The sequence below is a fragment of the Planococcus sp. TJ-201 genome (assembly GCF_058268495.1).
The window spans coordinates 615070-640338 of the sequence record NZ_JBZDOG010000001.1 but is presented as its reverse complement, the minus strand read 5'-3'; the positions used below and the strand labels follow the sequence as shown (position 1 = coordinate 640338).

The 25269-nt window shown below is 42.6% G+C and carries 26 protein-coding genes; 19 read left to right on the top strand and 7 right to left on the bottom strand.

Annotated features, from left to right (window positions below):
• The first annotated feature begins 149 nt into the window (after positions 1–149).
• From opp3b to pepF, 9 genes are all read left to right on the top strand, one after another.
• The gene (gene opp3b, locus AC4EG4_RS03440; protein WP_490977710.1) at positions 150–1085 is read left to right on the top strand and encodes an oligopeptide ABC transporter permease; all 936 of its coding nucleotides are present in this window, start codon (positions 150–152) and stop codon (positions 1083–1085) included.
• Positions 1085–2113 (top strand): oligopeptide ABC transporter permease, encoded by a 1029-nt coding sequence (opp3C, locus tag AC4EG4_RS03435; RefSeq protein WP_490977711.1) that lies wholly within the window; start codon positions 1085–1087, stop codon positions 2111–2113. The genes opp3b and opp3C overlap by 1 nt, the downstream gene beginning before the upstream one ends.
• Positions 2114–2128: 15 nt before the next feature.
• Entirely contained in the window at positions 2129–3184 is a 1056-nt protein-coding gene (locus AC4EG4_RS03430; RefSeq protein ID WP_490977712.1) for an ABC transporter ATP-binding protein, read from the top strand.
• Entirely contained in the window at positions 3184–4122 is a 939-nt protein-coding gene (locus AC4EG4_RS03425; protein WP_490977713.1) for an ABC transporter ATP-binding protein, read from the top strand. Before AC4EG4_RS03430 ends, AC4EG4_RS03425 begins: the two co-directional genes overlap by 1 nt.
• Positions 4123–4420: 298 nt before the next feature.
• Positions 4421–5629 (top strand): putative glycoside hydrolase, encoded by a 1209-nt coding sequence (locus AC4EG4_RS03420; protein WP_490977714.1) that lies wholly within the window; start codon positions 4421–4423, stop codon positions 5627–5629.
• A 456-nt stretch (positions 5630–6085) separates the two neighbouring features.
• Entirely contained in the window at positions 6086–6481 is a 396-nt protein-coding gene (gene spxA, locus AC4EG4_RS03415) for a transcriptional regulator SpxA (protein WP_006829729.1), read from the top strand.
• Between the two features lie 242 nt (positions 6482–6723).
• Positions 6724–7380: an adaptor protein MecA gene (gene mecA, locus AC4EG4_RS03410; RefSeq protein ID WP_191713877.1), complete on the top strand. Its 657-nt coding sequence runs from the start codon at positions 6724–6726 to the stop codon at positions 7378–7380.
• A gap of 29 nt (positions 7381–7409) precedes the next feature.
• Positions 7410–8558: a competence protein CoiA gene (locus tag AC4EG4_RS03405; protein ID WP_490986910.1), complete on the top strand. Its 1149-nt coding sequence runs from the start codon at positions 7410–7412 to the stop codon at positions 8556–8558.
• 45 nt (positions 8559–8603) lie between these two features.
• Positions 8604–10412: an oligoendopeptidase F gene (pepF, locus tag AC4EG4_RS03400; protein ID WP_490986909.1), complete on the top strand. Its 1809-nt coding sequence runs from the start codon at positions 8604–8606 to the stop codon at positions 10410–10412.
• Between the two features lie 623 nt (positions 10413–11035).
• On the opposite strand, the gene AC4EG4_RS03395 is transcribed toward pepF, so the two are convergent.
• From AC4EG4_RS03395 to AC4EG4_RS03385, 3 genes are all read right to left on the bottom strand, one after another.
• Positions 11036–11833 (bottom strand): ClpXP adapter SpxH family protein, encoded by a 798-nt coding sequence (locus AC4EG4_RS03395; RefSeq protein WP_490977717.1) that lies wholly within the window; start codon positions 11831–11833, stop codon positions 11036–11038.
• Positions 11830–12228: a globin domain-containing protein gene (locus tag AC4EG4_RS03390; protein WP_490977718.1), complete on the bottom strand. Its 399-nt coding sequence runs from the start codon at positions 12226–12228 to the stop codon at positions 11830–11832. Before AC4EG4_RS03390 ends, AC4EG4_RS03395 begins: the two co-directional genes overlap by 4 nt.
• Positions 12229–12332: 104 nt before the next feature.
• Positions 12333–12920 (bottom strand): CYTH domain-containing protein, encoded by a 588-nt coding sequence (locus AC4EG4_RS03385; protein WP_490977719.1) that lies wholly within the window; start codon positions 12918–12920, stop codon positions 12333–12335.
• 206 nt (positions 12921–13126) lie between these two features.
• Here AC4EG4_RS03385 and AC4EG4_RS03380 point away from each other — a divergent pair, with 206 nt between their 5' ends.
• The 4 genes from AC4EG4_RS03380 to AC4EG4_RS03365 all read left to right on the top strand — a co-directional run bounded on the left by AC4EG4_RS03380 (position 13127) and on the right by AC4EG4_RS03365 (position 15971).
• Positions 13127–13516, top strand: coding sequence for a UPF0738 family protein (locus AC4EG4_RS03380; RefSeq protein WP_490977720.1), 390 nt, complete (start codon positions 13127–13129; stop codon positions 13514–13516).
• Between the two features lie 93 nt (positions 13517–13609).
• Positions 13610–14287, top strand: coding sequence for a GTP diphosphokinase (yjbM, locus tag AC4EG4_RS03375; RefSeq protein WP_490977721.1), 678 nt, complete (start codon positions 13610–13612; stop codon positions 14285–14287).
• Positions 14284–15090 (top strand): NAD kinase, encoded by an 807-nt coding sequence (locus AC4EG4_RS03370; protein WP_490977722.1) that lies wholly within the window; start codon positions 14284–14286, stop codon positions 15088–15090. Before yjbM ends, AC4EG4_RS03370 begins: the two co-directional genes overlap by 4 nt.
• Before the next feature lie 5 nt (positions 15091–15095).
• Positions 15096–15971, top strand: a complete 876-nt coding sequence (locus AC4EG4_RS03365; protein WP_490986908.1) for an RluA family pseudouridine synthase — start codon at positions 15096–15098, stop codon at positions 15969–15971.
• On the opposite strand, the gene prpE is transcribed toward AC4EG4_RS03365, so the two are convergent.
• Positions 15968–16705 carry a bis(5'-nucleosyl)-tetraphosphatase PrpE gene (prpE, locus tag AC4EG4_RS03360; RefSeq protein ID WP_490986907.1) on the bottom strand — a complete coding sequence of 246 codons (738 nt, stop codon included), beginning with the start codon at positions 16703–16705 and terminating at the stop codon, positions 15968–15970. The two genes, AC4EG4_RS03365 and prpE, sit on opposite strands and share 4 nt — an antisense overlap.
• A gap of 102 nt (positions 16706–16807) precedes the next feature.
• On the opposite strand from prpE, the gene mgtE reads away from it, so the two are divergent.
• The gene (mgtE, locus tag AC4EG4_RS03355) at positions 16808–18178 is read left to right on the top strand and encodes a magnesium transporter (protein WP_490977725.1); all 1371 of its coding nucleotides are present in this window, start codon (positions 16808–16810) and stop codon (positions 18176–18178) included.
• Positions 18179–18257: 79 nt separating this feature from the next.
• Positions 18258–19028, top strand: a complete 771-nt coding sequence (gene fabI / locus AC4EG4_RS03350; RefSeq protein ID WP_490986906.1) for an enoyl-ACP reductase FabI — start codon at positions 18258–18260, stop codon at positions 19026–19028.
• 64 nt (positions 19029–19092) lie between these two features.
• Here the strand turns inward: fabI and AC4EG4_RS03345 are convergent, their stop codons facing one another.
• The 3 genes from AC4EG4_RS03345 to AC4EG4_RS03335 all read right to left on the bottom strand — a co-directional run bounded on the left by AC4EG4_RS03345 (position 19093) and on the right by AC4EG4_RS03335 (position 20830).
• The gene (locus AC4EG4_RS03345) at positions 19093–19524 is read right to left on the bottom strand and encodes a GNAT family N-acetyltransferase (RefSeq protein WP_490977727.1); all 432 of its coding nucleotides are present in this window, start codon (positions 19522–19524) and stop codon (positions 19093–19095) included.
• A complete protein-coding gene (locus tag AC4EG4_RS03340; RefSeq protein WP_490977728.1) occupies positions 19525–20043 on the bottom strand; it encodes a YjcG family protein in 519 nt (172 codons plus the stop codon).
• A gap of 64 nt (positions 20044–20107) precedes the next feature.
• Positions 20108–20830, bottom strand: a complete 723-nt coding sequence (locus AC4EG4_RS03335; protein ID WP_490986905.1) for an alpha/beta hydrolase — start codon at positions 20828–20830, stop codon at positions 20108–20110.
• A gap of 104 nt (positions 20831–20934) precedes the next feature.
• Between AC4EG4_RS03335 and AC4EG4_RS03330 the strand changes: the two genes are divergently transcribed.
• From AC4EG4_RS03330 to AC4EG4_RS03315, 4 genes are all read left to right on the top strand, one after another.
• Positions 20935–21519 carry a phosphatidylglycerophosphatase A family protein gene (locus AC4EG4_RS03330; protein WP_490977730.1) on the top strand — a complete coding sequence of 195 codons (585 nt, stop codon included), beginning with the start codon at positions 20935–20937 and terminating at the stop codon, positions 21517–21519.
• A gap of 121 nt (positions 21520–21640) precedes the next feature.
• A complete protein-coding gene (locus AC4EG4_RS03325; RefSeq protein WP_490986904.1) occupies positions 21641–22621 on the top strand; it encodes a TAXI family TRAP transporter solute-binding subunit in 981 nt (326 codons plus the stop codon).
• Positions 22622–23221 (top strand): DUF1850 domain-containing protein, encoded by a 600-nt coding sequence (locus AC4EG4_RS03320; protein WP_490986903.1) that lies wholly within the window; start codon positions 22622–22624, stop codon positions 23219–23221.
• On the top strand, positions 23211–25244 hold the full coding sequence (locus tag AC4EG4_RS03315) for a TRAP transporter permease (RefSeq protein ID WP_490977733.1): 2034 nt from the start codon (positions 23211–23213) through the stop codon (positions 25242–25244). The genes AC4EG4_RS03320 and AC4EG4_RS03315 overlap by 11 nt, the downstream gene beginning before the upstream one ends.
• Positions 25245–25269: the final 25 nt, after the last annotated feature.

The window sequence follows — 25269 nt, the reverse complement described above, 5'->3', positions numbered from 1 at the left end:
GTATATCGCATTTTTAGGTCGATATACTCTCTTTTCTAATGTGAAGCAATTAACCGAAAATTGACCATTTTCTGCTAACTAATGAATGCTGCAAGTCCGCATTTTAAATGCAAGGGGCTTGTCAAATAGAAATAATTTGGAGGTGCACTATGGCGAAGTATATTGGCAAGCGTTTAATTTATATGGTGATCACTTTAGCACTGATCGCTACTTTTACATTCTTCTTAATGAAAATTTTACCAGGATCCCCCGTCGCTTCCGCAGATAAATTATCTCCAGAACAAAGGGCAGTCGTAGAAGCTAGATATGGATTGAATGAACCGCTTCCGGTTCAGTATTTCAATTATATGTTTGGCTTAGTGCAAGGTGATTTAGGAATTTCCATCAATCAATTTAAAGGAGCAGAAGTTACTGATGTCATTTTAAGTAGAATGGGTCCTTCTGCACAAATTGGTTTTCAAGGTATGATCTTAGGAACGGTATTGGGAATCTTGTTGGGTATGATTGCCGCCTTAAGACAAAATACTTGGGTTGATTACACCAGCACATTTGTAGCGATTGTCGGAATTTCGATTCCTTCCTTCGTATTTGCTTCATTGCTTCAATATTGGTTTGGATTGAAATGGGAACTATTCCCGGTTGCTTTGTGGAAAGATGGCTTTATGTCGAGTGTGTTGCCGTCTATCGCACTGGCAATGTTCCCACTTGCTACAGCAGCACGTTTTATCCGTACAGAGATGATTGAAGTTCTTGGTTCAGATTATATTACATTGGCAAAAGCTAAAGGCGCAAGCGGGTCTGAGATTGCATTTAAACACGCATTCCGGAACGCATTGATTCCATTGGTAACGGTTCTTGGACCAATGGCTGTATCAATCCTTACAGGATCACTCGTCGTAGAACAGATTTTTGCAATTCCAGGCATCGGGGAACAATTTGTTAAATCGATCATGGTCAACGATTTTTCTATCATCATGGGAACTACAATTTTCTTCTCCGTATTCCTAATTGTGATTATCTTGCTGGTAGATATCTTGTATGGTGTCATTGATCCTCGTATCCGTCTTTCAGGAGGTAAAAGTTAATGACTCAAAAAATTGATAAAATCCCGGAACTTCCAAAAGGGTCGTTCGAGCGGATTACATTAGATTCCCATCAAGCAGAGCGCATCACAAAACCAAGCGTCAGCTTCTGGCAAGACGCCTGGTACCGTATTCGCAAAAACAAAGGTGCTCTGTTCAGCTTAATTTTATTTGGCTTGGTTGTCATAATGGCATTTCTAGGTCCGATAATCAGCCCATATGAGCCGAATGCACAAACAATCACTCACGCAAACTTGCCACCGAAAATTCCGGTAGTTGAGAATCTTGGGATTTTCGACGGTGTCGGTACATTAGGTGGACAGGAAGTCGACCTATACGAAATGAAAAATGTTGAAGTTAACTATTGGTTCGGAACTGATGGGTTGGGCCGTGACATGTTCTCTCGCGTTTGGAAAGGTACTCAGGTATCTTTATTCATAGCCTTTGTGGCAGCTGCGATTGACATGTTGATCGGTGTTATCTATGGTGGGATTTCTGGATACTTCGGCGGGCGCGTTGATGACTTTATGCAGCGTATTGTCGAAATTTTGACAGGTATTCCTAACTTGGTTGTAGTTATCCTGTTTATTTTAATTATGGATCCGGGAATATTGGCCATTATAATCGCCTTGACCATAACCGGATGGACCGGCATGTCGCGGGTCGTTCGTGGTCAAGTACTTAAATATAAGAGCCAGGAATTTGTTTTAGCCGCCCGTACACTAGGGGCAAGTGACACACGCATAATCTGGAAACATTTGATGCCGAACGTTTTGGGCGTTATTATCATCAACACGATGTTCACCATTCCAAGTGCTATTTTCTTTGAAGCTTTCTTAAGCTTTATCGGACTAGGGCTACAAGCACCGGACGCTTCACTCGGAACATTGATTAACGATGGATATGCATTGATTCAGTTTTCACCGCATATTTTAGCATTCCCGGCTGTCTTGCTAAGTTTAATCATGATTGCGTTTAACTTGATTGGTGACGGACTTCGTGATGCCCTCGATCCGAAGATGAAAGATTAAGGAGGAAAGTTGATAATGGAGAAAATTTTACAAGTAAAAGACCTCGAGCTTTCCTTTAACACCCAAGGCGGGGAAGTTAAAGCAATACGTGGGGTTAACTTTGATCTATATAAAGGCGAAACTTTAGCAATTGTGGGAGAGTCGGGTTCAGGCAAATCTGTTACGACAAAATCCATCATGCGTTTGCTGCCAGAAAATTCAGCGGAATTTAAAAGTGGTGAAATTTTATTTGGCGGACGTGATTTGACAAAGTTGAACGACAAAGAAATGCAGAAAATCCGTGGAAAAGAAATTTCGATGATTTTCCAGGATCCAATGACGTCTTTAAATCCAACAATGCCAATTGGGCGTCAATTAACAGAGCCTTTGCTGAAACACCAAAAAATTAGCACCACCGAAGCCAAAAAAGTGGCAATTGACTTGTTGCGTCTTGTAGGGATGCCAAAACCTGAATTGCGGATGAAGCAATATCCTCACCAATTTTCGGGTGGCCAGCGCCAGCGGATTGTTATCGCCATTTCCTTGGCTTGCAACCCAAAAATTTTAATTGCAGATGAGCCTACAACTGCACTTGATGTAACAATCCAAGCTCAAATCTTGGAATTGATGAAAGATCTGCAGAAGAAAATTGATACTTCTATCATTTTCATTACACACGACCTTGGTGTTGTGGCAAACGTAGCAGATCGTGTAGCAGTGATGTATGGCGGGAAAATTGTTGAGATCGGTACAGTCGATGAAATTTTCTATAACCCTCAACATCCTTATACATGGGGCTTACTGAGTTCTATGCCATCGCTTGACACGGAAGATGCTAAATTATATGCAATTCCAGGCACTCCACCTGATTTGTTGGATCCACCGCAAGGAGATGCTTTTGCTCTACGCAGTGAATATGCACTAAAAATTGATATGGAGCAAAACCCTCCATTCTTCAAAGTTAGTGAAACCCATTCGGCTGCTACCTGGTTATTGCACCCTGATGCGCCACAAGTGGAACCGCCACTGACCGTTATTGAGCGTATGAAGAAATTCCCGGGAAGCAGATATTATGAAGGGGGCGCGGTTTAATGGCTGAAAAATTACTTGAAATTAAAAACTTGAAACAGTATTTCAATATCGGTAAAGCAAATGAAGTCCGCGCAGTAGATGACATTAGCTTTGATATTTACAAAGGGGAAACTTTAGGATTGGTTGGCGAGTCGGGCTGTGGGAAATCAACCACCGGCCGTTCAATCATTCGTTTATATGACGCCACTGATGGCGATGTTTACTATGAAGGCGAAAACGTCCATGGCAAAAAATCAAAGACGGAACTGAAGAAATTCAACCGTAAAATGCAAATGATTTTCCAGGATCCTTATGCTTCCTTGAATCAGCGGATGAAAGTTATGGACATTATTGCAGAAGGCATCGATATTCATGGACTTGCAAAAAATCCGGCTGAACGCAAACAGATGGTCTATGACTTACTGGAGACTGTTGGTTTGAACAAAGAGCACGCGAACCGTTATCCCCATGAGTTTTCAGGTGGACAACGCCAGCGTCTTGGAATTGCCCGCGCCTTAGCTGTAGATCCTGATTTCATCATTGCCGATGAGCCGATTTCCGCCCTGGATGTTTCAATCCAGGCACAGGTTGTCAACCTATTGAAGGAACTTCAAGAAGAGAAGGGATTAACTTTCCTTTTTATCGCTCATGATTTATCAATGGTCAAGTACATTTCAGATCGCATTGGCGTAATGTATTTCGGTAAGTTAGTAGAATTGGCACCAGCAGAAGAGTTATACAAGAATCCATTGCACCCGTATACGCAATCGTTATTGTCAGCTATTCCATTGCCAGATCCAAACTACGAGCGCAACCGGGTGCGTAAGTCTTACGATCCTGCAGTTCATGATTATACAAAAGCTGATGATGTGCGTATGAGAGAAATCAGCCCTGGGCATTTTGTTCAATGTTCAGAACGTGAACTTGAATCGATTAAAGCAGCTTCAGTCAGCAATTAATACAAGAACGATGTCCTCTCCGGGACATCGTTTTTTTTGGTTGAAATCATTTTGGAATGCAAATAATTAAATACTAATGAATAGTTTTTTTAGAAAATTTTGTATGCTTATTCAATAAATATATTTCAATTTGTCAGATAAATGATAGAATGGAAGAACAATGGATATGAAAACTATGATCAATTGGCGGTGTACAGCTCTATGCGATTATTTGTTAAATCAATCTGACTTTTGCAGAGATTATTCGATATAAAGAATGTCTTTTAAACTGGGGAAGTGGAATAAAGGGGTGCAGAGAATGAAAAAATCATGGAAGTGGCTGGCTATTTATGCAGCAAGTATAAGTTTAGCAAGTGCAGGCAGTGTCTATGCTGCGGAAGAAGACGAGGCACCAGATTTCACACCTAGAACTTACCACACTGTAGAACTTGATCCAAAAGTATTGGCTGCATCAAGTTTGTATACCTTTGATTCAGGCTTGGAATTTGCTTATCCAGATGCTGTCCGGGGAATATTTGTGACGGCTAACTCTGCAGGAGGACAACGATTCGATTCTTTAATCAATCTGGTAGATGAATCGGATTTGAATGCCATGGTAATTGATATTAAAGAAGATCTCGGGTACTTAACATACATACCTGAAGAAGGATCCCGGTTGGCTGAATTTGATATGGGACAAGCCTTAATAAAAGATCCACGAGCGATGCTGGAACGATTAGAGGAAAAAGAAATTTATCCAATTGCTCGTGTAGTTGTTTTTAAAGATACGGTTTTGGCTGAAAAAAGACCAGAACTGACGTTTATGGACGGTGATCAAGTTTGGAAAAACAACCGAGGTGAGTCATTCGTAAATCCGTTTATGAAAGAAGTATGGGATTATAATGTGCAAGTGGCCATCGAAGCAGCCAAACTTGGATTTAAAGAAATCCAATTTGATTATGTCCGTTTTCCGGAAGGATTTGAAAACCGTGCGGATAGTCTGAGTTACTCACTCGGGGACTACGAAGATGCAGATATTGATCCGATACAAAAACGAGTAGAGGCAGTTACGGATTTTGTGGCATACGCCAAAGAGCAGTTAGCACCTTATGGAGTAGAAGTGTCAGTTGATATTTTCGGTTATGCGGCTACTTTGCCGGAAGCTCCAGGCATCGGCCAGAATTTTTCGAGGATCTCAGAAAATGTAGATGTTATTTCTTCCATGATTTACCCAAGTCATTGGACATCTTATTTTGGAATCGCCAAACCGGACCTTGAACCCTATCAGCTAGTAGCTGAATATGCCAAGGTAGAAAATCAAGTATTGGATGCTTTAGACAATCCACCGGTCTCTCGGCCATGGCTGCAAGATTTCACAGCAAGCTACCTGGGATCAGGCAACTATAAGAGATATGGCAAAGCAGAAGTAGAAGCTCAAATCAAGGCGTTACAAGACAACGGAATCGATGAATATCTTTTGTGGAATGCAGGAAACTCTTATTCACCTGGAGTAGACTATACACCTTAACTGACCTTTTAAAGCTTATTATATTTTTCTTTTAAAACAGCTTATAAATATTCAGTATTGCTAGTCCTTGTTTTGAAAAACTAAGTAATTCTTAATCGTTTTAAAAATTTGTTCCGCATAAATTTTAGCTTCAAACGAAACTATTTGCTTTTTGAAACGTATTATATAGGTGTAAGAACATTTTCAAAAAGATTTTGTAACTGAGAATAAATAATTTTAGTGTAGAAGTTTACGACTGTAGAAAAAGGGGTAAAATTATATTATGTAGTTGTGTAAGTATAATGAATATATAGCTATTATGTGACAAAAAGATTGATTTTTAATTTTTTTATGGATATAAGCTATTAAATTCTCACCATACATTGTATAATGAATGTAGAGCCTCTAAACTATAATGATTCTAATTTGAAACGATTAAATAATTTTCAAGAATCCGAAAGGAAGTGCTCCACTATGATGGTTACATTATTCACTTCTCCAAGCTGCACATCTTGCAGAAAAGCAAAAGCTTGGCTTGAGGAACACGAGATTCCATATACAGAACGCAATATTTTTTCTGAGCCATTGACAATCAGCGAAATCAAAGAAATTTTACGTATGACTGAAGACGGCACAGATGAAATCATCTCTACCCGTTCTAAAATATTCCAAAAACTAAATGTTGATGTTGAGAGTTTACCGCTTCAGCGTTTATACGAATTAATTCAAGAGCATCCTGGATTGCTGCGCCGTCCAATTATTATGGACGAGAAACGCTTGCAAGTCGGCTACAACGAAGATGAAATTCGCCGATTCCTTCCACGCAAAGTTAGAGCTTATCAATTGCTTGAAGCTCAGCGAATGGTGAACTAACTAAAGCACATCAGCTGTCCGGTCTTTATGGTATTTCATAAAAGATCTTGGGCAGCTTTTCTTTATTTTAATTAGTTGCATAAATCTGTTAAGTGCATTAAACTCTATGTACTTGTAACTTGTCTTAGGTGATAGGCATAAACTTTTTCTTTAGCAATGAAAAAAGTTATACTTGTAAGAAGCAATACAGCACGGCTCTGAGGAATGTTCTCTTAGTCCAAACCGTAAAGGAGAGGTGTAAAATGGAAATCGAACGTATCAACGACAACACAGTTAAATTTTACATTTCCTATCTCGACGTTGAAGAGCGAGGGTTTAGCCGTGACGAAATCTGGTTTAACAGAGATAAGAGCGAAGAGCTTTTTTGGGAAATGATGGATGAAGTTAATGAAGAAGCCGATTTCGTAATGGAAGGTCCGCTTTGGATCCAAGTCCAGGCTATGGACAAAGGTCTTGAAGTTACAGTAACACGTGCTCAATTAACTAAAGATGGGCAGAAGCTTGATTTGCCTGATGATATAGAAGAACGCCGTAAAATGTTTGCAAGTGAAGATGCGGTCACTCCGGAATTTGATGAATTCGAACCGGTTTTTGATGAGCCTGACATTAAGAAACTTGAATATACATTTGTTTTCTCTGAAGTAGAGGAACTGTTGCCAATTGCGCGCCGGTTAATGTATGTGCCAATTGAATCCGCAGTTTATCATTTCGAAAACAAGTATTACCTTTACACAAGTTTTGATGAAATCCTTCATTCGGAAGAAGACATCAAAAACAATGTCAGCATTATCACTGAGTATTTACGTATTTCACCGGTAACTGTTCATCGCCTTGAAGAATACGGCAAACCAATTTTCAAAGAAGACGCGCTCTCAAATGTACTTCATTATTTTGGTTAAGATCTCCTATTCAGGAGGTCTTTTTTTTATTGCCAAAAAAGGATCAATTCCATAGAATGGAAGAAAGGAGTGTGATCAATATACTGGTAGCGAAAACTGAACAAGATGAATTGTTTTATTTAACTGGAAAGCATACCCGAACAGAACTTCAGGAGATTCGTCTTCGAAAAAACTTTTCATGCCCTTCTTGCCGTGCCCCTTTGGTTTTAAAGGTTGGTAAAATCAATATCCCACATTTTGCACATCGAACTCTTACTTCTTGCGATACCTTCAGTGAACCAGAATCTTCTCTCCATCTCCATGGAAAACTTCTTCTTTATCAATTCTTCTCTCAGCGTAACTTTAAAGTCGAATTAGAAAGCTATATTCCCGAAATTCGTCAGCGTGCAGATCTTTTGGTTAATGGCCGTATCGCCATCGAGTTTCAATGCAGCGCAATACAAGCTGGACAACTTAAACAGCGTTCACAAGGCTATTTAAAGATGAATAAGGAGCCTGTATGGATTAAAGGCTTAAAAGATCCTTACTGCGAGGGAATCGGGTTGCTCCGGCTGAAAACACATGAACTTGAAATGAGGCAATATGCTGCTCAGTCTTTTTTCATACTGTTGTTCCATCCGACTGACAATCGATTTTATTATCACTCCAACTTGTTTTACGTCAGTGCAAATCGATGGGTAGGAAAAACCAAGTCGCTTGGAGCTGGAAATCAAGTCTTTCCTTTCGCAGTACCCAAAAAGCTGAACAAAGATGAATTTAATGTCGTGCTCGGTATTTTTTACAATTTGCAACAGCAATATATTCGAAGCCAGTTGTACATCGAAAATCGAATTAAAAGCTTATACTGCCGCTTATGTTACGAATTGCGTCTGGATATGGTCGATTTGCCGTCTTTTTTTGGACTGCCGCTACTTGGTGCCGAATGTTTCAAACAACCTGCTGTATTATGGCAATTACAGGCAGTAGCAGCTTTTGAAAAGGGGATTTCTATGGAAAAATTGGTTGCTTCAGGTAAATTGGCATTAACAGATGCATCCAAAATATCTCAAGCTGCTGAGTTATTGTCAGAATACCTGGCTCTGTATGTTGCGATAAAAGACTTTTCCTCTGAAGATTCCAGTCTTTTGGATATCGCCTACCATAACTATTGCAAAAACTTGCGAAAATTGAGAAAATAAGGTGTAGTTCGTTTCCCGAAAGAATGGGACAGAGGAGGAAGTTAAATGGTAAACAAAGTATTGGCAAGAGAAGAAGTTCCAACAGAACTAACGTGGAAATTGGAAGATATATTCGAAACCGATGAACTTTGGGAAAAAGAGTTTGTGGAAGTTTCTGCAATTGGAGACAGAGCAGAGTCGCATCAAGGAAAATTGCAGGAAAGTGCTGCCGCTCTTTATGAGGTGCTGGTTTATAAAGATGAATTGACCGAGCGCTTAAGACGCCTTTATACGTATTCGCATATGCGCTACGATCAAGATACGACCAATTCGAAATACCAAGCGATGGACAGCCGTGTAAAATCGTTATTTGCGAAAGTGTCTGCTGGCTTGTCGTTTCTGACGCCTGAAATTTTGGCTTTGGAAGAGTCTGTACTAAACAGCTACGTAGAAAGTCATGAAGGATTGAACCTATACAAACAAGCACTTGAGGAATTAAACTCGCTTCGTCCACACGTGTTGCCTGCAGAACAAGAATCTTTGCTTGCGCAAATGTCGGAAGTAAGCCGTGCATCTTCTGAAACGTTTGGCATGTTGAACAATGCCGATTTGGAATTCCCGGAAATCGAAGACGAGTCAGGCGAAAAAGTCCAGATTACGCACGGCAATTACATTCGCTTCCTGGAAAGTAAAGATCGCCGTGTACGGGAAGATGCTTTTAAAGCGGTATACGCAACTTACGGGAAATTCCGCAATACCTTTGCTTCCACCTTATCAGGCAACATTAAGCGCGACAACGTCAATGCACGCATTCGCAAGTTTGAGTCTGCTCGCCAAGCGGCATTAGCTGACGATCATATTCCAGAAGCAGTATACGATAACTTGGTGGAAACGGTTAATAACAATCTTCATCTTTTGCACCGCTATGCAGCGCTGCGCAAAGAAGTGCTTGGAATCGACAAAGTTCATATGTGGGATATGCATACGCCTCTAGTTAAAGAAGTAAAAATGGAGATTCCATATGAAAAAGCTACAGGCATAATGCTTAAAGGCCTCGGAGCTCTTGGAGAGGAATATGTAGGGATTGTGCAAGAAGGCATCGACAATCGTTGGGTAGACGTCAAAGAGAACAAAGGGAAGCGCAGCGGAGCATATTCATCAGGGGCTTACGGAACCAATCCGTATATTTTGATGAACTGGCAGGACAATGTGGACAATCTGTTTACATTGGCGCACGAATTTGGCCATAGTGTCCACAGCTATTACACACGCGCGAACCAGCCTTACATCTATGGAGACTATTCAATTTTTGTAGCAGAAGTGGCTTCGACTACTAATGAAGCTTTGTTAAACGAATACATGGTAAATTCCACTGAAGACGACCAGGAGCGCATTTACTTACTGAATCATTGGCTCGATGGATTCCGGGGGACTGTATTCCGCCAGACAATGTTTGCGGAGTTTGAACACTTGATGCACAAAATGGATCAGGACGGAGAAGCGTTGACAGCTGATCGCCTGACAGAAGTTTATTATGAATTAAATCAAAAGTATTTCGGACCCGACGTGGCAGTTGACGAAGAAATAGGGTTGGAATGGGCACGAATTCCACACTTCTACTATAATTATTACGTTTTCCAGTATGCTACTGGTTTTAGTGCAGCTACTGCGCTTAGCAAAGGGATCCTTGAAGAAGGGCAGCCTGCAGTAGACCGTTATATCAATGAGTTTTTGAAGGCTGGCAGCTCGGATTATCCGATTGAAGTGCTGAAAAAAGCTGGTGTCGACATGACGCAATCAAAAGCTGTCGAAGAAGCCTGCAAAGTCTTCGAACAAAAGCTGAATGAACTTGAGAAATTATTGCTGAATAAATAATTATGTAAAAGAAGTGGACTTATTAAGTCCACTTCTTTTATTTTAGCTATTTTAAAATAACTAAAATAAAAGAATGATATTTTTAAATCAGATTAATTATGACAGATTTGTGAAAGCATTTGTGAATTATTGCATTAACTATTATTCCATGATAAGATTGGGTTGTGAAATAAATCACATACAAACATACACCCCTTTGTTTGAGCGTGAACATTTCTCCCATCCCCTTTGTGTAATATAGAAAGGCGCCTTCCGGACGTGGAAGGCGCCTTTCGCTTTGGTTACAGAAAAGCGGAAGCGCCCGTGAGATTCGACGGACATAAGACGATCTGGCGAAGCGGCGTTTTTTGCCGCACAGCCAGAGTGGCTTATGCCCCGAGAATCTGGGCGCAGGAGTCTGGACATAAAGAAAAGCGGAAGCGCCCGTGGAGATTCGACGGGCATTTTTAAAAGGTTTATTCCATTTAAATGGATATACTTTCTGAATCTGCACGAATACTTTCTAGTTCGGGCTAAATACTTTCCACTAGAGATAAAATACGTTCCAAAAACTCTCAAATACTTTCCGAAGCCAAATCCAAGACCCAAAAAATAAGCTGTGTCCCACAAAAGTGGGACACAGCTTATTTTACTTTCCATAAAGTTTCTTTTGGCATGCAAATGCGCTCAAGTTTTTGTTGAAGCACTTGCTTTTTTAATTCGCATTCTGCGGTTTGTTCGGAAATATTGTATATAGAGGCTATTTCTTTAGTTGCCATCGTTGAGTATTTTGTAAAAAGATCATCCAAGGACGGTGGGGTTTGCCGGTTCAAGCTTTCTTCCCCCAACATTTCTTGTAAAATTGTTTGATAAACATCGTACGAATAAAGTCCGGATACTTTAACACCTTCGTCTTCAATACATTCATTGAAAAAGACGATGCTTGGCACTTCGTTGATTTCCATTTCACGGGTGATCTGTAAATCGCATTGGAAAGCTTTTGCGGTATGTACAGAATGAAAATCCAATTTGAACTCTTCCTGATCCAATTCTGCTTCTTCCGCAATTTCCAATAAGACGCTGTATGAAGAGACGTCTTTTGATTGGAGGAATAAATGCTCCTGTAATTTGTGAAGGAACCGGTTTCCTGATCGTTTTCCTTGAAGTTCTGCAGCTTTTATAGCTACTGAAGGCAAAACGGGATGTGTTAAATTATTGGTATCAATATTTGATGAGAGTACTGTTTTGTTTAAATTGGATAATTGCGTACTCAACACAATGCGCATGGAAAAATAATGGCCGTATTCAATCTGTAACTTTCGGATAATCCCCTGCAGTTCCCAGCATTCCGAATTTAACGGATCTACGAAAACATACAGTTCCATTGGTTTAAAGGAATTCGCAGGCTCACGAATTTCCTGAGCCAAGTCTAAGTTGCTCACTCCAACTCCTCCTCACTATCAGACTCATTGATCATATGATGGGCTGTTAAAACAAGGCGATTGTATAAGGTATCACGGAATTTGCCACTCAACCCAACTTCGTCCATTGCTTCACTCATACACTCCAGCCAAGCTTGAGCTCTAGCGGGCGTAATTGCAAATGGGTGGTGCCGTGCTTTGAGTCTTGGATGGCCATGTTCTTCTGAATAAAGATTCGGTCCACCTAAATATTGGGTCAAAAATTGTTTTTGTTTACGGGCAGTTTCTGAAAGGTCATTTGGAAAAATAGGCTGCAGCTGTGGATGTGCCGCTACGCGAGCATAAAATGCATCGACTAACTTTGATAATGTTTCCGCACCGATCTCTTCGTACGGAATAATAGGTTTTCCAGTCATTATCGTGTCTCCTTTGCTTTAGCTGTAAATTCATTCTAACAACGCAGCCTGAATATCTCAAACAAATCGATTGAACAGCTGGCAAATTTTAGGGTTGAAAAATGTTAATCTAGAGGATGTGCAGAAGCAGAATCCATAAAACGTGCGATTTTTTTGTTTGCTGGCCGCTCGGGTATCCCTTGCTGCTGCAAAAAATTGGCGAAGCGTTTTTTGCCTTCTTTGGCATCTGTTACTTCGAACTCGAGTTCGAAATCTTCCAGGCCGTTGTATTCGGAATGGTCCATCACCAACAAGCCGTCCAACAAATCGAATTCCACACGGTGGGTAGTCAATGTCCCAATTTTCTTTAATTCGGCAATGGATACGTTCATTTTTTGCAGGGTATCTGAGACTTCTGCCGCTTCAAACGTTTTTAAATCGAGCATGCGCCGTGCTTGTTCTTTGGTTAGTTTATCAGTAATTTCATAGTTGCCAACAGATGCCGGCGTTTTCAATGTGCACTCAAAAAGGCCGCTTTTATTGCGGATGCGCAGAGCGCTGCGCTGTTTCTTTAATTGAAAATCAGCTGTATCAAAATAATGGTTGTGCTGGGTGATGGGGCCGTCATGAAAAGCAGCGAAATCTTCCAGCAAGCGTATATACTCTTTTTTAGTCAGCATGTTTTTAAATTCGATTTCAAGTTCTTTTGTCATGGGACACCTCTTTGTAAAAATTAATTGGAAGAACTTTTGCTATTGAATAATCTGCTTGCACTAGGGTTCTTGAAAGAAGCGAAGCAGCACATCGTTTGTTCAGTTTAGGCAGTAACTTCATTATCGGATAGTTCAGTGCAAACTGCAACGAATGGCAGAGCTGTGTTAAAATATCAATAACAGGAAGCTAGAAAGGAAGTATCGATTTGCATAAACTTGTGGCAATTAACCGAACCGAAATTACTGAAAATAAAATTGAGTTCTTCATTGAAGAAATGGAACCAGCAGAAGCAATAGAAGCTTCAGGCCAAATGCTCACAGATTCTGACAATCAGGCGTTTGTCTATCTGTTGGATACGGGTACGGACTATATATATGTTCAGTTTGGCGTACATACATGGCCAGCGTTGACCAAAGCGCTGCAGCAAGAAAAAGTTCCGCTCTTGACATGGGGCAAACAAATTATGCCGCTGGCAGAGTTTCATGAAGAATTATGGATGTTGGTAGAGAACATCGAAGGCAATGACAATTACGGTGAAGCGTTCCGTACGGCTGTAGAACAGGCATTTCATGAGGCACTTGCTTCACGAACATAAAGAGAAACTGCAATCGGTGGGGAATCTCCCACTAATTGTTAGTTGATCCTACTGCCCGTTAAAGCGGGGCAAAAGAAGTGAGGAGGACCGGGGATGGGTCAATGGAATCGATTTTTAGCACCATATAAACAGGCAGTAGATGAATTAAAGATAAAATTCAAAGGCATGCGAAGCCAATTTGAGAATGACAATACCAATTCGCCGATCGAGTTTGTGACTGGCCGCGTTAAGCCTTTAGCAAGCATCTACGACAAAACCTTGGAAAAAGGCATTCCGTTTGAGCCTTCCGAAGAACTTGCCCACCAATTGCAGGATATCGCTGGAATTCGCATGATGTGCCAATTTGTTGGGGATATTGAAACGGTGGTCGGCTTGTTGAGGCAGCGCAAAGATTTGCGCATTGTGGAAGAAAAAGACTATATCTCCAATGAAAAACAAAGTGGCTACCGATCCTATCACGTGATTGTGGAATATCCAGTTCAAACGATAAATGGAGAGCAGCTGATTTTAGCGGAAATTCAAATTCGGACTTTGGCCATGAATTTCTGGGCATCAATCGAGCATTCCTTGAATTATAAATACAAAGGTGTTTTTCCGGAAGAAATTAAGAATCGGCTTCAACGTGCTGCTGAAGCTGCGTTTCAATTGGACGAGGAAATGTCTCAGATTCGCGATGAGATTCAGGAAGCTCAAGCCTATTTTACCGAATTTAAGGAATCACCCGGAACCCATTTTCGAACCGATAGAGAAGGAGGTCGACCAGAACGATGAAGTTTTATATCATATCGAGAAGTGATAAATTATCCAACGAGTTGATGGCCACTGCACGAAACTACCTGGAGGATTTTGGGATGGAGTGGAACGAAGAAGCGCCTGATGTTGTCCTGTCAATTGGCGGGGATGGAACTTTGCTTCATGCATTTCATAAATACAGTGAGAAGCTGGCAGATGTAGCTTTTGTTGGAATACATACTGGCCATTTGGGTTTTTATGCAGACTGGAAGCCGATAGAAATTGAAAAACTTGTTTTATCGATTGCGAAAAAGGAATACGAGGTTATTGAGTATCCGTTGCTGGAAGTCAGCATCCACTACCAGAATTTAGATGATCCGGCCGTTTATTTAGCGTTGAACGAGTCCACTGTCAAGTCTCCGGATGTCACGCTGGTTATGGACGTCTTTTTAAACGAACATCATTTCGAGCGCTTTAGGGGAGATGGCCTGTGCATGTCTACGCCTTCAGGGAGCACAGCTTACAACAAAGCACTGGGAGGCGCGATTATCCACCCGTCTTTGCAGGCGATGCAATTAACCGAAATGGCTTCGATTAATAATCGGGTTTTCCGAACAGTGGGATCGCCGCTTGTTTTGCCTGGCCATCATCGATGTGCTTTGCGCCCGGTAAAAGCACCTGATTTTATGGTCACGATTGATCATCTTCAATTGCTTCACAAAGACGTAAAATCGATTGAATACAAAGTAGCGAATGAAAAAGTCCGGTTTGCCAGATTCCGCGCATTTCCATTCTGGCAGCGTGTCCATGATTCGTTCATTGACAGCGAGCTGTCAGATTGAGCGCCATGAAGCCTTTTCAATTAACGTACACTGCCAAAGCTCCCAGTCTGTTGCGCGAAGCACTTACGGAGTGGGGCATCTCTAAACGCACACTGGCTTCCGTCAAATACGGCGGTGGCCGGATTTTGGTAAATGACGCAGAAGTAACGGTCAGGCATCCCTTGGAAACAGGTGATGCCGTGACCGTTATTTTTCCGAATGAAGAGCATGGAAAAGGCTTATCCGCAGAAGATGGTAATTTGGAAATTGTCTACGAAGATGAGGCTTTGCTGATTGTTGAAAAGCCCCCTCTGCAAAATACCATTCCATCGCGAGAGCATCCGTTTGGGAGTTTGGCCAATATTGTCGCTAAGCATTTCAACGACCATGGCATTCCTTCTACTCTGCATATTGCGACGCGGCTGGACCGCGATACCTCTGGGCTTGTCTGCATCGCAAAAAACCGCCATATCCATCACATGATCTCACTGCAGCAGCAGGAGAAAAAGATGAAACGGCGGTACGAGGCATTGGTTCATGGAACTGTAGAACAAACTGAATTTACGATTACCGCTCCCATCGGACGAAAAAATGCCAGCATTATTGAACGGGAGGTGCGCGCTGACGGCCAATTTGCAGAAACCGAAGTCCGTGTACTCCAAAAGCTGGAAGGCTATTCGCATGTTACCCTGCAATTGAATACTGGCAGAACCCATCAAATCCGTGTTCATTTGGCGCATATCGGCCATCCGCTGTTAGGCGATGACTTGTATGGCGGCAAAAGGGACCTGCTGAACCGCCAGGCGCTTCACTGTACGGAGTTGGAATTGGTTCATCCGATTTCGGGAGATCAGCTTTTTTTCAGTTCTGTGCTGAATCAGGACATGCAGTCATTAATTTAGGTGAAGAGGTGAAAACGTTCTGGTTGATAAGGCTGCTGGGAAGGTACCGAAACAATTTCTTTTTCGGGATAGCGGAAAGCGGTTAATGTGCCTCCAAATACGCAGCCGGTATCAATATTGACGGTGTTGTTAATAAAATAAGGCTGTATAGTTGGCGTGTGTCCATAGACCACCCATTTGCTCCCTCTATAGGATTTAGCCCAGTCACGCCGGACAGGACGGCCGTCGGCATGGAACCTTCCGGTGATGTCGCCATACAACACAAAAATCGCGATGCCTTTGCTGAGCGGCTTTCCAATCATCTCAGCTTTTAATCCGGCATGTGCAATAATCAAGTTGTTTTCCAGCTGTTGGTAATGTGGAAGTTGTTCGTAAAAATGAATATAGCGTTTCCGGAATTGCTTTTTTTCCGGTTCAGGCAGTTGCTGCCATTCCGCTACCGTAACTTCGAGGCCATGGGCGAGTTGAACATCATGGCCTTTAAAAAAACGAAAAAGTTTATTGCAATGATTGCCAGGTGAATAATAAAGCATGTCGTCATCCTGCAGCGCAAACAGCAACCTCAGCACATCAAGCGACTGTGGGCCACGGTCAATCGCATCGCCGACAAACGCCAGTCGCCGTTTTTCCGGATGCACAAACAAAGCCCCTTGTTTTTGATAGCCGAGTTGCTCGATGAGCTGCAAAAGTTCTTGGTAGCAGCCGTGAATGTCACCGATAATGTCGTATTTCATATTGGGCACCTTCTTTGTTTTAAAATTTACTATACATACCTATGGTGTAGCGTATAGAATACTATAGCAAGCAAAGACAATCTTCGGAAGGAGGGAGTATACATGGTGGAAGAAAAAGTAGTACGTGATGAAGAATTAAACGACGCGTTATTTACTGAATTGCTGATCCGCGGAGATGTTAAAGAATTCCGCGATGAGTTTTTATCGCATCATCCATACGACCAGGCAAGTTTTTATGAAAAGGCGGATTCCGCAACTAGGCAATTGTTGTATCAGTATCTCTCTCCTAAAGAGATGGCGGATATTTTTGAAGCTATTGATTTGGATGATGATGAATACGAAGATTTATTTCACGAGATGGACGCCCGTTATGCTTCTGATTTGTTGTCTTATATGTACACGGATGACGCGGTAGATGTCTTAAACGAATTGAATAAAGAACAGGTCGCCAGCTACCTGACGATTATGGACAAGGAATCGGCGCAGCAAATCAAGGACTTGCTGCATTACGAAGAGTATACAGCGGGTTCCATCATGACCACCGAGTTTGTGGCCATACCAAAAAATTCTACGGTCCGTTCGGCCATGAACATTTTGCGGAATGCAGCACCAAATGCTGAAACCATCTATTATGTGTTTGTCATTGATGATGATAAAAAATTGTCGGGCATTGTGACGTTAAGAGATTTGATCCTGGCTGAAGAAGATACGCTCATCAGTTCGATCATGAATGAACGGGTCGTCAGCGTTTCTGTCAGTGAAGACCAAGAAGAAGTGGCCCGGATGATCAAGGATTATGATTTCCTGGCTTTGCCGGTTGTCGATTTTCAAAATCATCTTCTTGGAATCATCACAGTCGATGATATCATTGACGTCCTCGAAGAAGAAGCGTCGGACGATTACTCCAAACTGGCCGCCGTTTCCGATATGGATACCTTTGACAAAGGACCGTTGACGGCTGCAAAAAAACGCCTGCCCTGGCTGCTGTTGCTGACATTTCTTGGAATGCTGACAGCGAACTTGATGGGCATGTTTGAAGCGACATTGGATGAAGTCGCGTTGTTGGCGGTCTTTATTCCACTGATTGCCGGAATGGCCGGGAACAGTGGAACACAGGCACTTGCTGTTGCTGTACGAGGCATTGCGACCGGCGACATTGAAGAACAAAGCAAAATGAAGCTGTTGTTCCGTGAAGCGGGTACAGGACTGATTACCGGTGTCGTGTGTGGTATTGTCGTTGTTGGACTCGTTTATTTTTGGAAAGATGAATTGCTGATCGGCATGCTCGTTGGAACAGCCGTGATGAGCTCTATTTTTGTGGCAACCTTGGCGGGGTCCTTTATTCCGTTATTGATTCACCGCATGAAAATTGATCCAGCCGTGGCATCTGGACCCTTTATTACCACTTTGAATGATATCATTTCAATCGTCATTTATTTAGGCTTAGCCACTACGTTTCTTAGCCGACTCTAGAAAAGTGCGAATTGCACTTTTCTTTTTTGTGAGGTATTATTAGTACCAGGTAATAATAACAGACGCAGGAGGAATGGACATGTCAATATCATTAGAAGGAAAGACTTTTGTCATTATGGGAGTAGCCAACAAACGCAGCATCGCTTGGGGAATCGCACGCTCTTTAGACCAATCGGGAGCCAATCTGATTTTTACGTATGCAGGAGAACGCTTTGAAAAATCAGTTCGGGACTTGGTGGCAACGCTTGACGGCAGCCATGAACTAATTTTGCCTTGTGACGTGACCAACGACGAAGCAGTCGCGGAATGCTTTACCGCTATTAAAGAACAGGTGGGAACGATTCACGGATTGGCACACTGCATCGCGTTTGCTAAAGGCGAAGAGTTGTCCGGCGACTTTTCGGATACATCACGAGATGGTTTCCTATTGGCGCATAACATCAGCGCCTATTCTTTGACGAGCATCGCGAAAAACGCCAAGCCCTTAATGGCAGAAGGCGGAAGCATCGTCGCATTAACGTATATTGGCGGCGAACGTGTTATGCCGAACTACAATGTCATGGGAGTTGCCAAAGCTTCCCTAGAAATGTCCGTCCGTTATTTAGCGGCTGATCTTGGACGACATGGCATCCGTGTCAACGCCATTTCTTCAGGCCCAATTCGTACATTGTCCTCAAAAGGCGTCAGCGATTTCAATTCGATCCTTCACGAAATCGAAGAAAAAGCACCGCTTCGCCGCAACACGACACCTGAAGAAGTGGGCGATACCGCCGCGTTCCTATTCAGTGACATGTCACGCGGGATTACAGGAGAAACCATCCATGTAGACAGTGGGTTCCATATTTTATAAAACCTACAGAAAAACGCAGATTGGCCGAGTCACTGGCCAATCTGCGTTTTTTGTTATTGATAAATTAAGTAATGACTTTTTCCATCGATTTGTGGGGAATGCCAGCATCCATAAATTCATCGGATGTGATGTCATAGCCCAATTTTTCATAGAAGGGGAGTGCATGGGTTTGGGCATTTAATTTGAGTCTGAAAAGGCCGTTTGTCCGTGCATACTCTTCCATCTCGTTCATCATCAGAACGCCTATATGCTGGCCGCGGTATTCGGAAAGTACGCACACGCGCTCAACTTTCCCCAGACCTGACTCCACTTCACGAATGCGTCCTGCCGCAATCGGCTGCTCCAGTTGATAGCCGATAAAATGAATCGCGGTATCATCGTACTCATCCATTTCAATATGAATGGGAACATGTTGTTCATCCACAAAAACTTTTCTGCGGATATCAAAAGCCTGTTCTTTTTCCATTTGGATTTCAGCAATTTTTACTTTTAGCACTTATTGATCATCTCCAGTTAATCTGAATGTCTCGTAAACTGTCCATGAACCATCTTCTAACTGATAAAGCAGGTGCATGCGATCGATCACTTCTTCGTGGTCAATACCAGCCATCTTCAGTTGTGCATAAACATCGGCGTGCTCGGTATCGGAAAACTTTTGCCCGATTGTGATATGCGGAACGAAAGAATGCTTGGGCATGCCTCCAAAAAAGTCGGAATGAAGATCTTCGTGCAACGCCGCAATTGCCGCATTTGGCTCCACTTTAAAATACAAGGTATTGGTAACCGGCGAAAATGTACTGACACGCGTAGCATGCAGTTTGAACGGCTTTTGCCGTTTGGCGATGTTCTGCATTTCTGCTGCAACGTCCTTAATGGTTGATGCATCGGCCTCAAACGGTTCTTTTAGCGTCATGTGAGGAGTAATTAATTCATAATGCGGATCATATCGTTTTCGGTACGAATTGGCAAGATCCTGCAATTTTTTTGAAGGAAAAGCTGCGACTCCATATTTCATCTTAATGACCTCCTTGTCTGTAATAACCATTCATACTGTTGCTTTGTCTTGGAGCGGCACTCAGCTACATACCAAAGTTCTGAATAAGCGCACGCCTCAAATCAGGCTGCCAGTGCTTCCAAGTATGGTCTCCTTCAAATTCTTCATAAAAGATCGAAAACCCTTTATTTTTCATTAAATTATTTAATTGCCGATTTGGTTCGACAAAATCTTCGGTAGTGCCATTGCCAAGTTTGACGGCTGTTTCTTCTTTTCCAATCACATGGTAAACGGTAAAGGAATTAGCCGATTTGAAAGCTTCGACGGCTGTCATCATTTCTTTCCCAACCTTTGGCGATTGCAAAATAACGCGCCCGAATATATTCGGGTATTTTAATGCTGCCATGAGCGATACGGTCGCGGCCAGCGAATCGCCAATTAATGCACGTCCCATCCCAACTTGATAGGTTGGATATTTTTCGTCAAGAAACGGCACCAGTTCATGTGCGAGAAAGCGCAGGTAAGCACCATGCTGTTCACCGGTAGGTTCGTATTTTTTGTTTCGGTCTGCAACGCTTTTATAAGGTATGCCGACCACGATAATGTTTTCAATTTCCTGGCTTCCCAATAATTCATCCACAACACGGGGAATACGCCCCAATTGAAAATAGTCCTTGCCGTCAGAAGCAATGACCAGGGTGTATTTATAAAGAGGCGAAAAATTGGAAGGAAGATAGACGAGCAATTGCATGTCTTCTTGGAGTTCCTTGCTGTAGATGGATAAATCTTCTACCTTTCCAGTCGTCATTTAGAGTCCTCCTTTAAGGGTTTGTAAGAAAATTGTACCATACTGAATGTCCAAGGTATAATGGGAAAGAACACCAACTTATTAAGGCGAAAGGGGTTTTTTACATGGACGGTGCAAGATTTCGAGTTCATTCAGACGACGTGACAAAAGCAACGCATGAAGCATTAGAACGCAGAGGCGTTACCAATGAAGACATAGCCAAAATTGTTTTGGATATGCAGCTGCCATTTAATGAAGGCCTTAAAATTGAACATTGCATGGAATCAGTTGAAAGTGTTTTGCGTAAGCGCGAAATGCAGCACGCCTTGTTGGTCGGCATCGAATTGGATGAACTGGCAGAGCAAGGGAAACTGTCGCGTCCGCTGCAACAGATCGTCGGATCGGATGAAGGGCTGTTTGGTGTTGATGAAATGATCGGCTTGGGTGCAGTTCTAACTTACGGCAGCATCGCCGTTACGACATTCGGACATTTAGATAAAAACAAAACCGGAATCATCCACAAGCTCGATACAAAATACGGCGGTCAGGTTCACACATTCCTGGATGATTTGGTGGCAAGTATTGCTGCATGTGCATCAGCGCGCATCGCCCATAGGACCCGTGATCTCGAAGAGCAGGGAAAAACATTCGAAGATTTGGCCCCAGAAGATACAGCACCTGAAACCCATGTAGAGGGTGCCGAAACGTAAAGAGTTTTCTAAATGTTCCCGCTGTAAGCGGTTGTATTTTTGAAAGTCGTTGAAACTAGTAAGAAAGACATGCTATTATTAAATTGGAACATAAAACACGATAGAAAAGGGAGGTCACCTTATGTTAAACAAGAAATTTGGTTTATTTGCTGCAGTAACTCTTGCAGGATCTGTATTTTTAGCAGGTTGCGGAGATGACGCAGCTACAGAACCGGAAGGCGAAGGCGGCGGGGCAGCGGATCCTGAATTCCTAAGCATCCTGACAGGCGGCACAACAGGAACTTACTATCCACTGGGCGGCGCAATGGCCACAATCGTTGAAAACGAAACCGGTTTGGATACGACGGCTGAAGTTTCACAGGCATCTGCTGCGAACATGACGGCACTGGCTGATGGAGCAGCGCAAATCGCATTTGTTCAGACAGATACAGCATTTTATGCTGCTGAAGGAACGAATATGTTCGAAGGCGAAGTCATCGATACGGTTTCTGCAATCGGTGCCCTTTACCCAGAAACGATTCAATTGGTTACTACTGCAAGTTCTGGAATTGCTTCATTTGACGATTTGGCAGGAAAAAGCATTTCTGTAGGTGCTCCAGGATCTGGAACTTATATTAATGCTGAACAATTGCTGGAGATTCATGGCATGACAATGGACGACATTGATGCGCAAAACCTTGACTTTGGTGAGTCTCAGGAAAGCTTGCAGTCAGGCCAGATTGACGCGGCATTCATCACTGCAGGAACTCCAACAGGCGCAGTTGAAAGTCTTGGAGCAACTTCAGACGTTGTCATTGTACCTGTAGAACAGGACAAAGCTGACGAACTGATTGAAAAATATCCATATTATGCGCATGATGTTGTGCCATCAGGCATTTACGGATTGACTGAAGAAGTTCCAACGGTGTCTGTTTTGGCGATGCTGGTAGTTCAAAATGACCTTTCTGAAGACCTTGTCTATGACATCACGAAAGCGATTTACGAAAACACGGATCAAATCCAACATGCAAAAGCTGAATTTATTCAGGCTGAAACGGCTCTTGACGGAATCGGAATCGATGTTCATCCAGGAGCGCAAGCATATTTTGACGAAGTAAATTAATTGAATGAGCGATTAACTGACGGTAAAGCGCAAGCTCTGCCGTCAGTTATTTGTTTTCAGATGGAGGAGAAACATATGCGGAGACTCCGGATACAGCTTGTTCTTCCACTATTGATTGCCCCTATCTTAATCGGCTCCTTAATCGCATTCTTCCCTCTCCATAAGTATTATGTGTTTATCGATAATAAGACTGAAAAGACAGCGGCTTATGTACCGGTAGAAAGCCCATTTTTCCAAATCCAGTATACACATTCGATTCATCTGTCAGAAGTTATTGAGAGCTATAAAGTAGTGGGAAATAATGTTTTGATGATGACAGAACTCGAATACGAAGATTTCAACATTGGCATGCCTTCAAATGCAGGAGAAGGCGAGACCTTTGTCGAAAAAGACGGGAAATACTTTATTAAAAATATGACCAGGGAAATTCCTGAGTTTCGTCTGTTTGTGGGAGATGTTGATGCAGGGTTGTCTTTCATTACAAAGGGACATGAGATGGATTTGAAAAAAACGCTTGAAAGAGGTAAGTCTTATACTTTTAGGGTAGAGCGCTTATCCTTGTTTCAACTAAGAGAAGGAGTGAGAATTGATGAGCGATAAGTTGCCGCCAGAAGAACGCAACCAGCACAAGTTGCCGCCAGAAGATGAATCTTACATCTCAGCGGAAAAGCAAAAGGAAGTTTTACAAAAGTATGACCCTGAATCCAATACGCGGGATTTAAGTGGAATGATTAAGCACGTTGTCTTTTTCGGTTTATTGGCATTTTCCTTATTTCAACTTTATACCGCTATTTTTGGTCAGTACACTGCCTATATTCAGCGGTCGATTCACTTAGGCTTTGCCCTATCTTTAATTTTCATATTATTCCCTGCCAGAAAGCGCAAAGGGATTCGCCATAAAGTGGCGTGGTACGACTATATTCTAGCTTTGCTGTCAGTTGGCGTAGCTGCCTATTGGCCAATCATGTACGATGATCTGGTATTCCGTCTCGGACGGGTTACCGAATTGGATTTGATTGTCGGAATTTTAGCGATCCTGCTAACGCTTGAAGCGACGCGTCGGGCAGTGGGCATGCCGATTACGGTTATTGCCAGTCTGTTTTTAGTATATGCCTTTTTCGGTCCTTATTTCCCAGGCTTTTTACGTCACAGAGGCCAGGATTTGGATTCGATTGTTCAACTGATGTTCTACACTACCGATGGGATACTGGGAACGCCAATTGGCGTATCCGCAACTTTCATTTTTACCTTCCTACTATTCGGATCATTCCTGGTGAAAACAGGAGTCGGGCAGTATTTTAATGACTTGGCCGTCTCACTAGCCGGGAATTTGACAGGAGGACCAGCAAAAGTAGCGATTTTCTCAAGCGCCCTGCAAGGGACCATTTCGGGAAGTTCGGTTGCCAATGTTGTAACATCGGGTTCGTATACGATTCCGATGATGAAAAAGCTTGGATATAAGAAAGAGTTTGCCGGTGGGGTAGAAGCCGCAGCATCAACAGGCGGACAGTTAATGCCGCCGATTATGGGTGCCGCAGCTTTCCTGATGGTTGAGTTTATCGGGGGAGTCACTTATTGGGAAATTGCAAAAGCAGCTACAATACCAGCTCTTTTGTATTTCACAGGTGTTTGGATTATGACTCATTTCGAAGCAAAACGGATTGGGCTGAAAGGTCTTTCACCAGAGGAAATGCCAGATCGGAAGGAAGTTTTGAAAAAGATTTATCTTCTGTTGCCGATTGTGGCGATTATTGTCTTCCTTTTAATCGGCATTCCGACTATGCAGGCAGCACTTTACGGAATCCTGTTGACGATTTTCGTCAGTGCTTTCAATAAAGAAACGCGTTTGAATTTCAAAGATATCATTATGGCGCTTGTTGACGGTGCTCGTACGGCTTTAGCTGTCGCAGCTGCAACGGCAGCAGCGGGGATTATCGTTGGGGTAGTTGTAAAGACCGGACTCGGATTGAGTTTGGCAAACGGATTGGTTTCAGCTTCAGGAGGAAATATCCTGTTAACGTTATTCTTCACAATGCTTGCAGCAATTGTTTTAGGTATGGGATCGCCAACGACTGCCAACTATGTCATCACCTCTACGATAGCGGCGCCAGCCATTATCACGCTATTGATGCTGGATGAGCCGGTTGGAGCAGCCGTGCCGCTTGTGGTCGCTTTGTCTGCCCATCTATTTGTTTTCTACTTCGGGATTATCGCAGACATTACACCGCCTGTTGCACTTGCTGCATTTGCAGCATCAGGCATCTCAGGTGGAGAGCCGATACGGACTGGATTCACTGCAGCCAAATTAGCAGCAGCAGCGTTTATTATTCCTTATATGTTCGTATTGTCTCCATCGCTCCTAATGATCGATACTACTTGGCCTGAATTGATTTGGGTATTGATTACAGCTCTAACAGGAATGGTTGCAATTGGAGCAGGGCTGATCGGGTATTGGTACCGGAAGCTTAACTGGTTCGAACGCATTATTACCTTTGCAACTGGATTGGCGTTGATTTATCCAGAAGGATTGTCTGATACAATTGGTGCCATTTCATTTGTCATCTTATTCGGACTTCAATGGATAGCACGCGATAAAAAACCTGCGAAAACAGCAGAAGCTTAGTAAAACACAAAACCGGTCGGGGCGT

Excerpts from the sequence above, each read along its gene's own strand:
- opp3b (WP_490977710.1), top strand. The coding sequence starts at position 150 with ATGGCGAAGTATATTGGCAAGCGTTTAATTTATATGGTGATCACTTTA.
- opp3C (WP_490977711.1), top strand. The coding sequence starts at position 1,085 with ATGACTCAAAAAATTGATAAAATCCCGGAACTTCCAAAAGGGTCGTTC.
- AC4EG4_RS03430 (WP_490977712.1), top strand. The coding sequence starts at position 2,129 with ATGGAGAAAATTTTACAAGTAAAAGACCTCGAGCTTTCCTTTAACACC.
- AC4EG4_RS03425 (WP_490977713.1), top strand. The coding sequence starts at position 3,184 with ATGGCTGAAAAATTACTTGAAATTAAAAACTTGAAACAGTATTTCAAT.
- AC4EG4_RS03420 (WP_490977714.1), top strand. The coding sequence starts at position 4,421 with ATGAAAAAATCATGGAAGTGGCTGGCTATTTATGCAGCAAGTATAAGT.
- spxA (WP_006829729.1), top strand. The coding sequence starts at position 6,086 with ATGGTTACATTATTCACTTCTCCAAGCTGCACATCTTGCAGAAAAGCA.
- mecA (WP_191713877.1), top strand. The coding sequence starts at position 6,724 with ATGGAAATCGAACGTATCAACGACAACACAGTTAAATTTTACATTTCC.
- pepF (WP_490986909.1), top strand. The coding sequence starts at position 8,604 with ATGGTAAACAAAGTATTGGCAAGAGAAGAAGTTCCAACAGAACTAACG.
- AC4EG4_RS03390 (WP_490977718.1), bottom strand. The coding sequence starts at position 12,228 with ATGACTGGAAAACCTATTATTCCGTACGAAGAGATCGGTGCGGAAACA.
- AC4EG4_RS03385 (WP_490977719.1), bottom strand. The coding sequence starts at position 12,920 with ATGACAAAAGAACTTGAAATCGAATTTAAAAACATGCTGACTAAAAAA.
- yjbM (WP_490977721.1), top strand. The coding sequence starts at position 13,610 with ATGGGTCAATGGAATCGATTTTTAGCACCATATAAACAGGCAGTAGAT.
- AC4EG4_RS03370 (WP_490977722.1), top strand. The coding sequence starts at position 14,284 with ATGAAGTTTTATATCATATCGAGAAGTGATAAATTATCCAACGAGTTG.
- AC4EG4_RS03365 (WP_490986908.1), top strand. The coding sequence starts at position 15,096 with ATGAAGCCTTTTCAATTAACGTACACTGCCAAAGCTCCCAGTCTGTTG.
- prpE (WP_490986907.1), bottom strand. The coding sequence starts at position 16,705 with ATGAAATACGACATTATCGGTGACATTCACGGCTGCTACCAAGAACTT.
- mgtE (WP_490977725.1), top strand. The coding sequence starts at position 16,808 with ATGGTGGAAGAAAAAGTAGTACGTGATGAAGAATTAAACGACGCGTTA.
- fabI (WP_490986906.1), top strand. The coding sequence starts at position 18,258 with ATGTCAATATCATTAGAAGGAAAGACTTTTGTCATTATGGGAGTAGCC.
- AC4EG4_RS03340 (WP_490977728.1), bottom strand. The coding sequence starts at position 20,043 with ATGAAATATGGAGTCGCAGCTTTTCCTTCAAAAAAATTGCAGGATCTT.
- AC4EG4_RS03335 (WP_490986905.1), bottom strand. The coding sequence starts at position 20,830 with ATGACGACTGGAAAGGTAGAAGATTTATCCATCTACAGCAAGGAACTC.
- AC4EG4_RS03330 (WP_490977730.1), top strand. The coding sequence starts at position 20,935 with ATGGACGGTGCAAGATTTCGAGTTCATTCAGACGACGTGACAAAAGCA.
- AC4EG4_RS03325 (WP_490986904.1), top strand. The coding sequence starts at position 21,641 with ATGTTAAACAAGAAATTTGGTTTATTTGCTGCAGTAACTCTTGCAGGA.
- AC4EG4_RS03315 (WP_490977733.1), top strand. The coding sequence starts at position 23,211 with ATGAGCGATAAGTTGCCGCCAGAAGAACGCAACCAGCACAAGTTGCCG.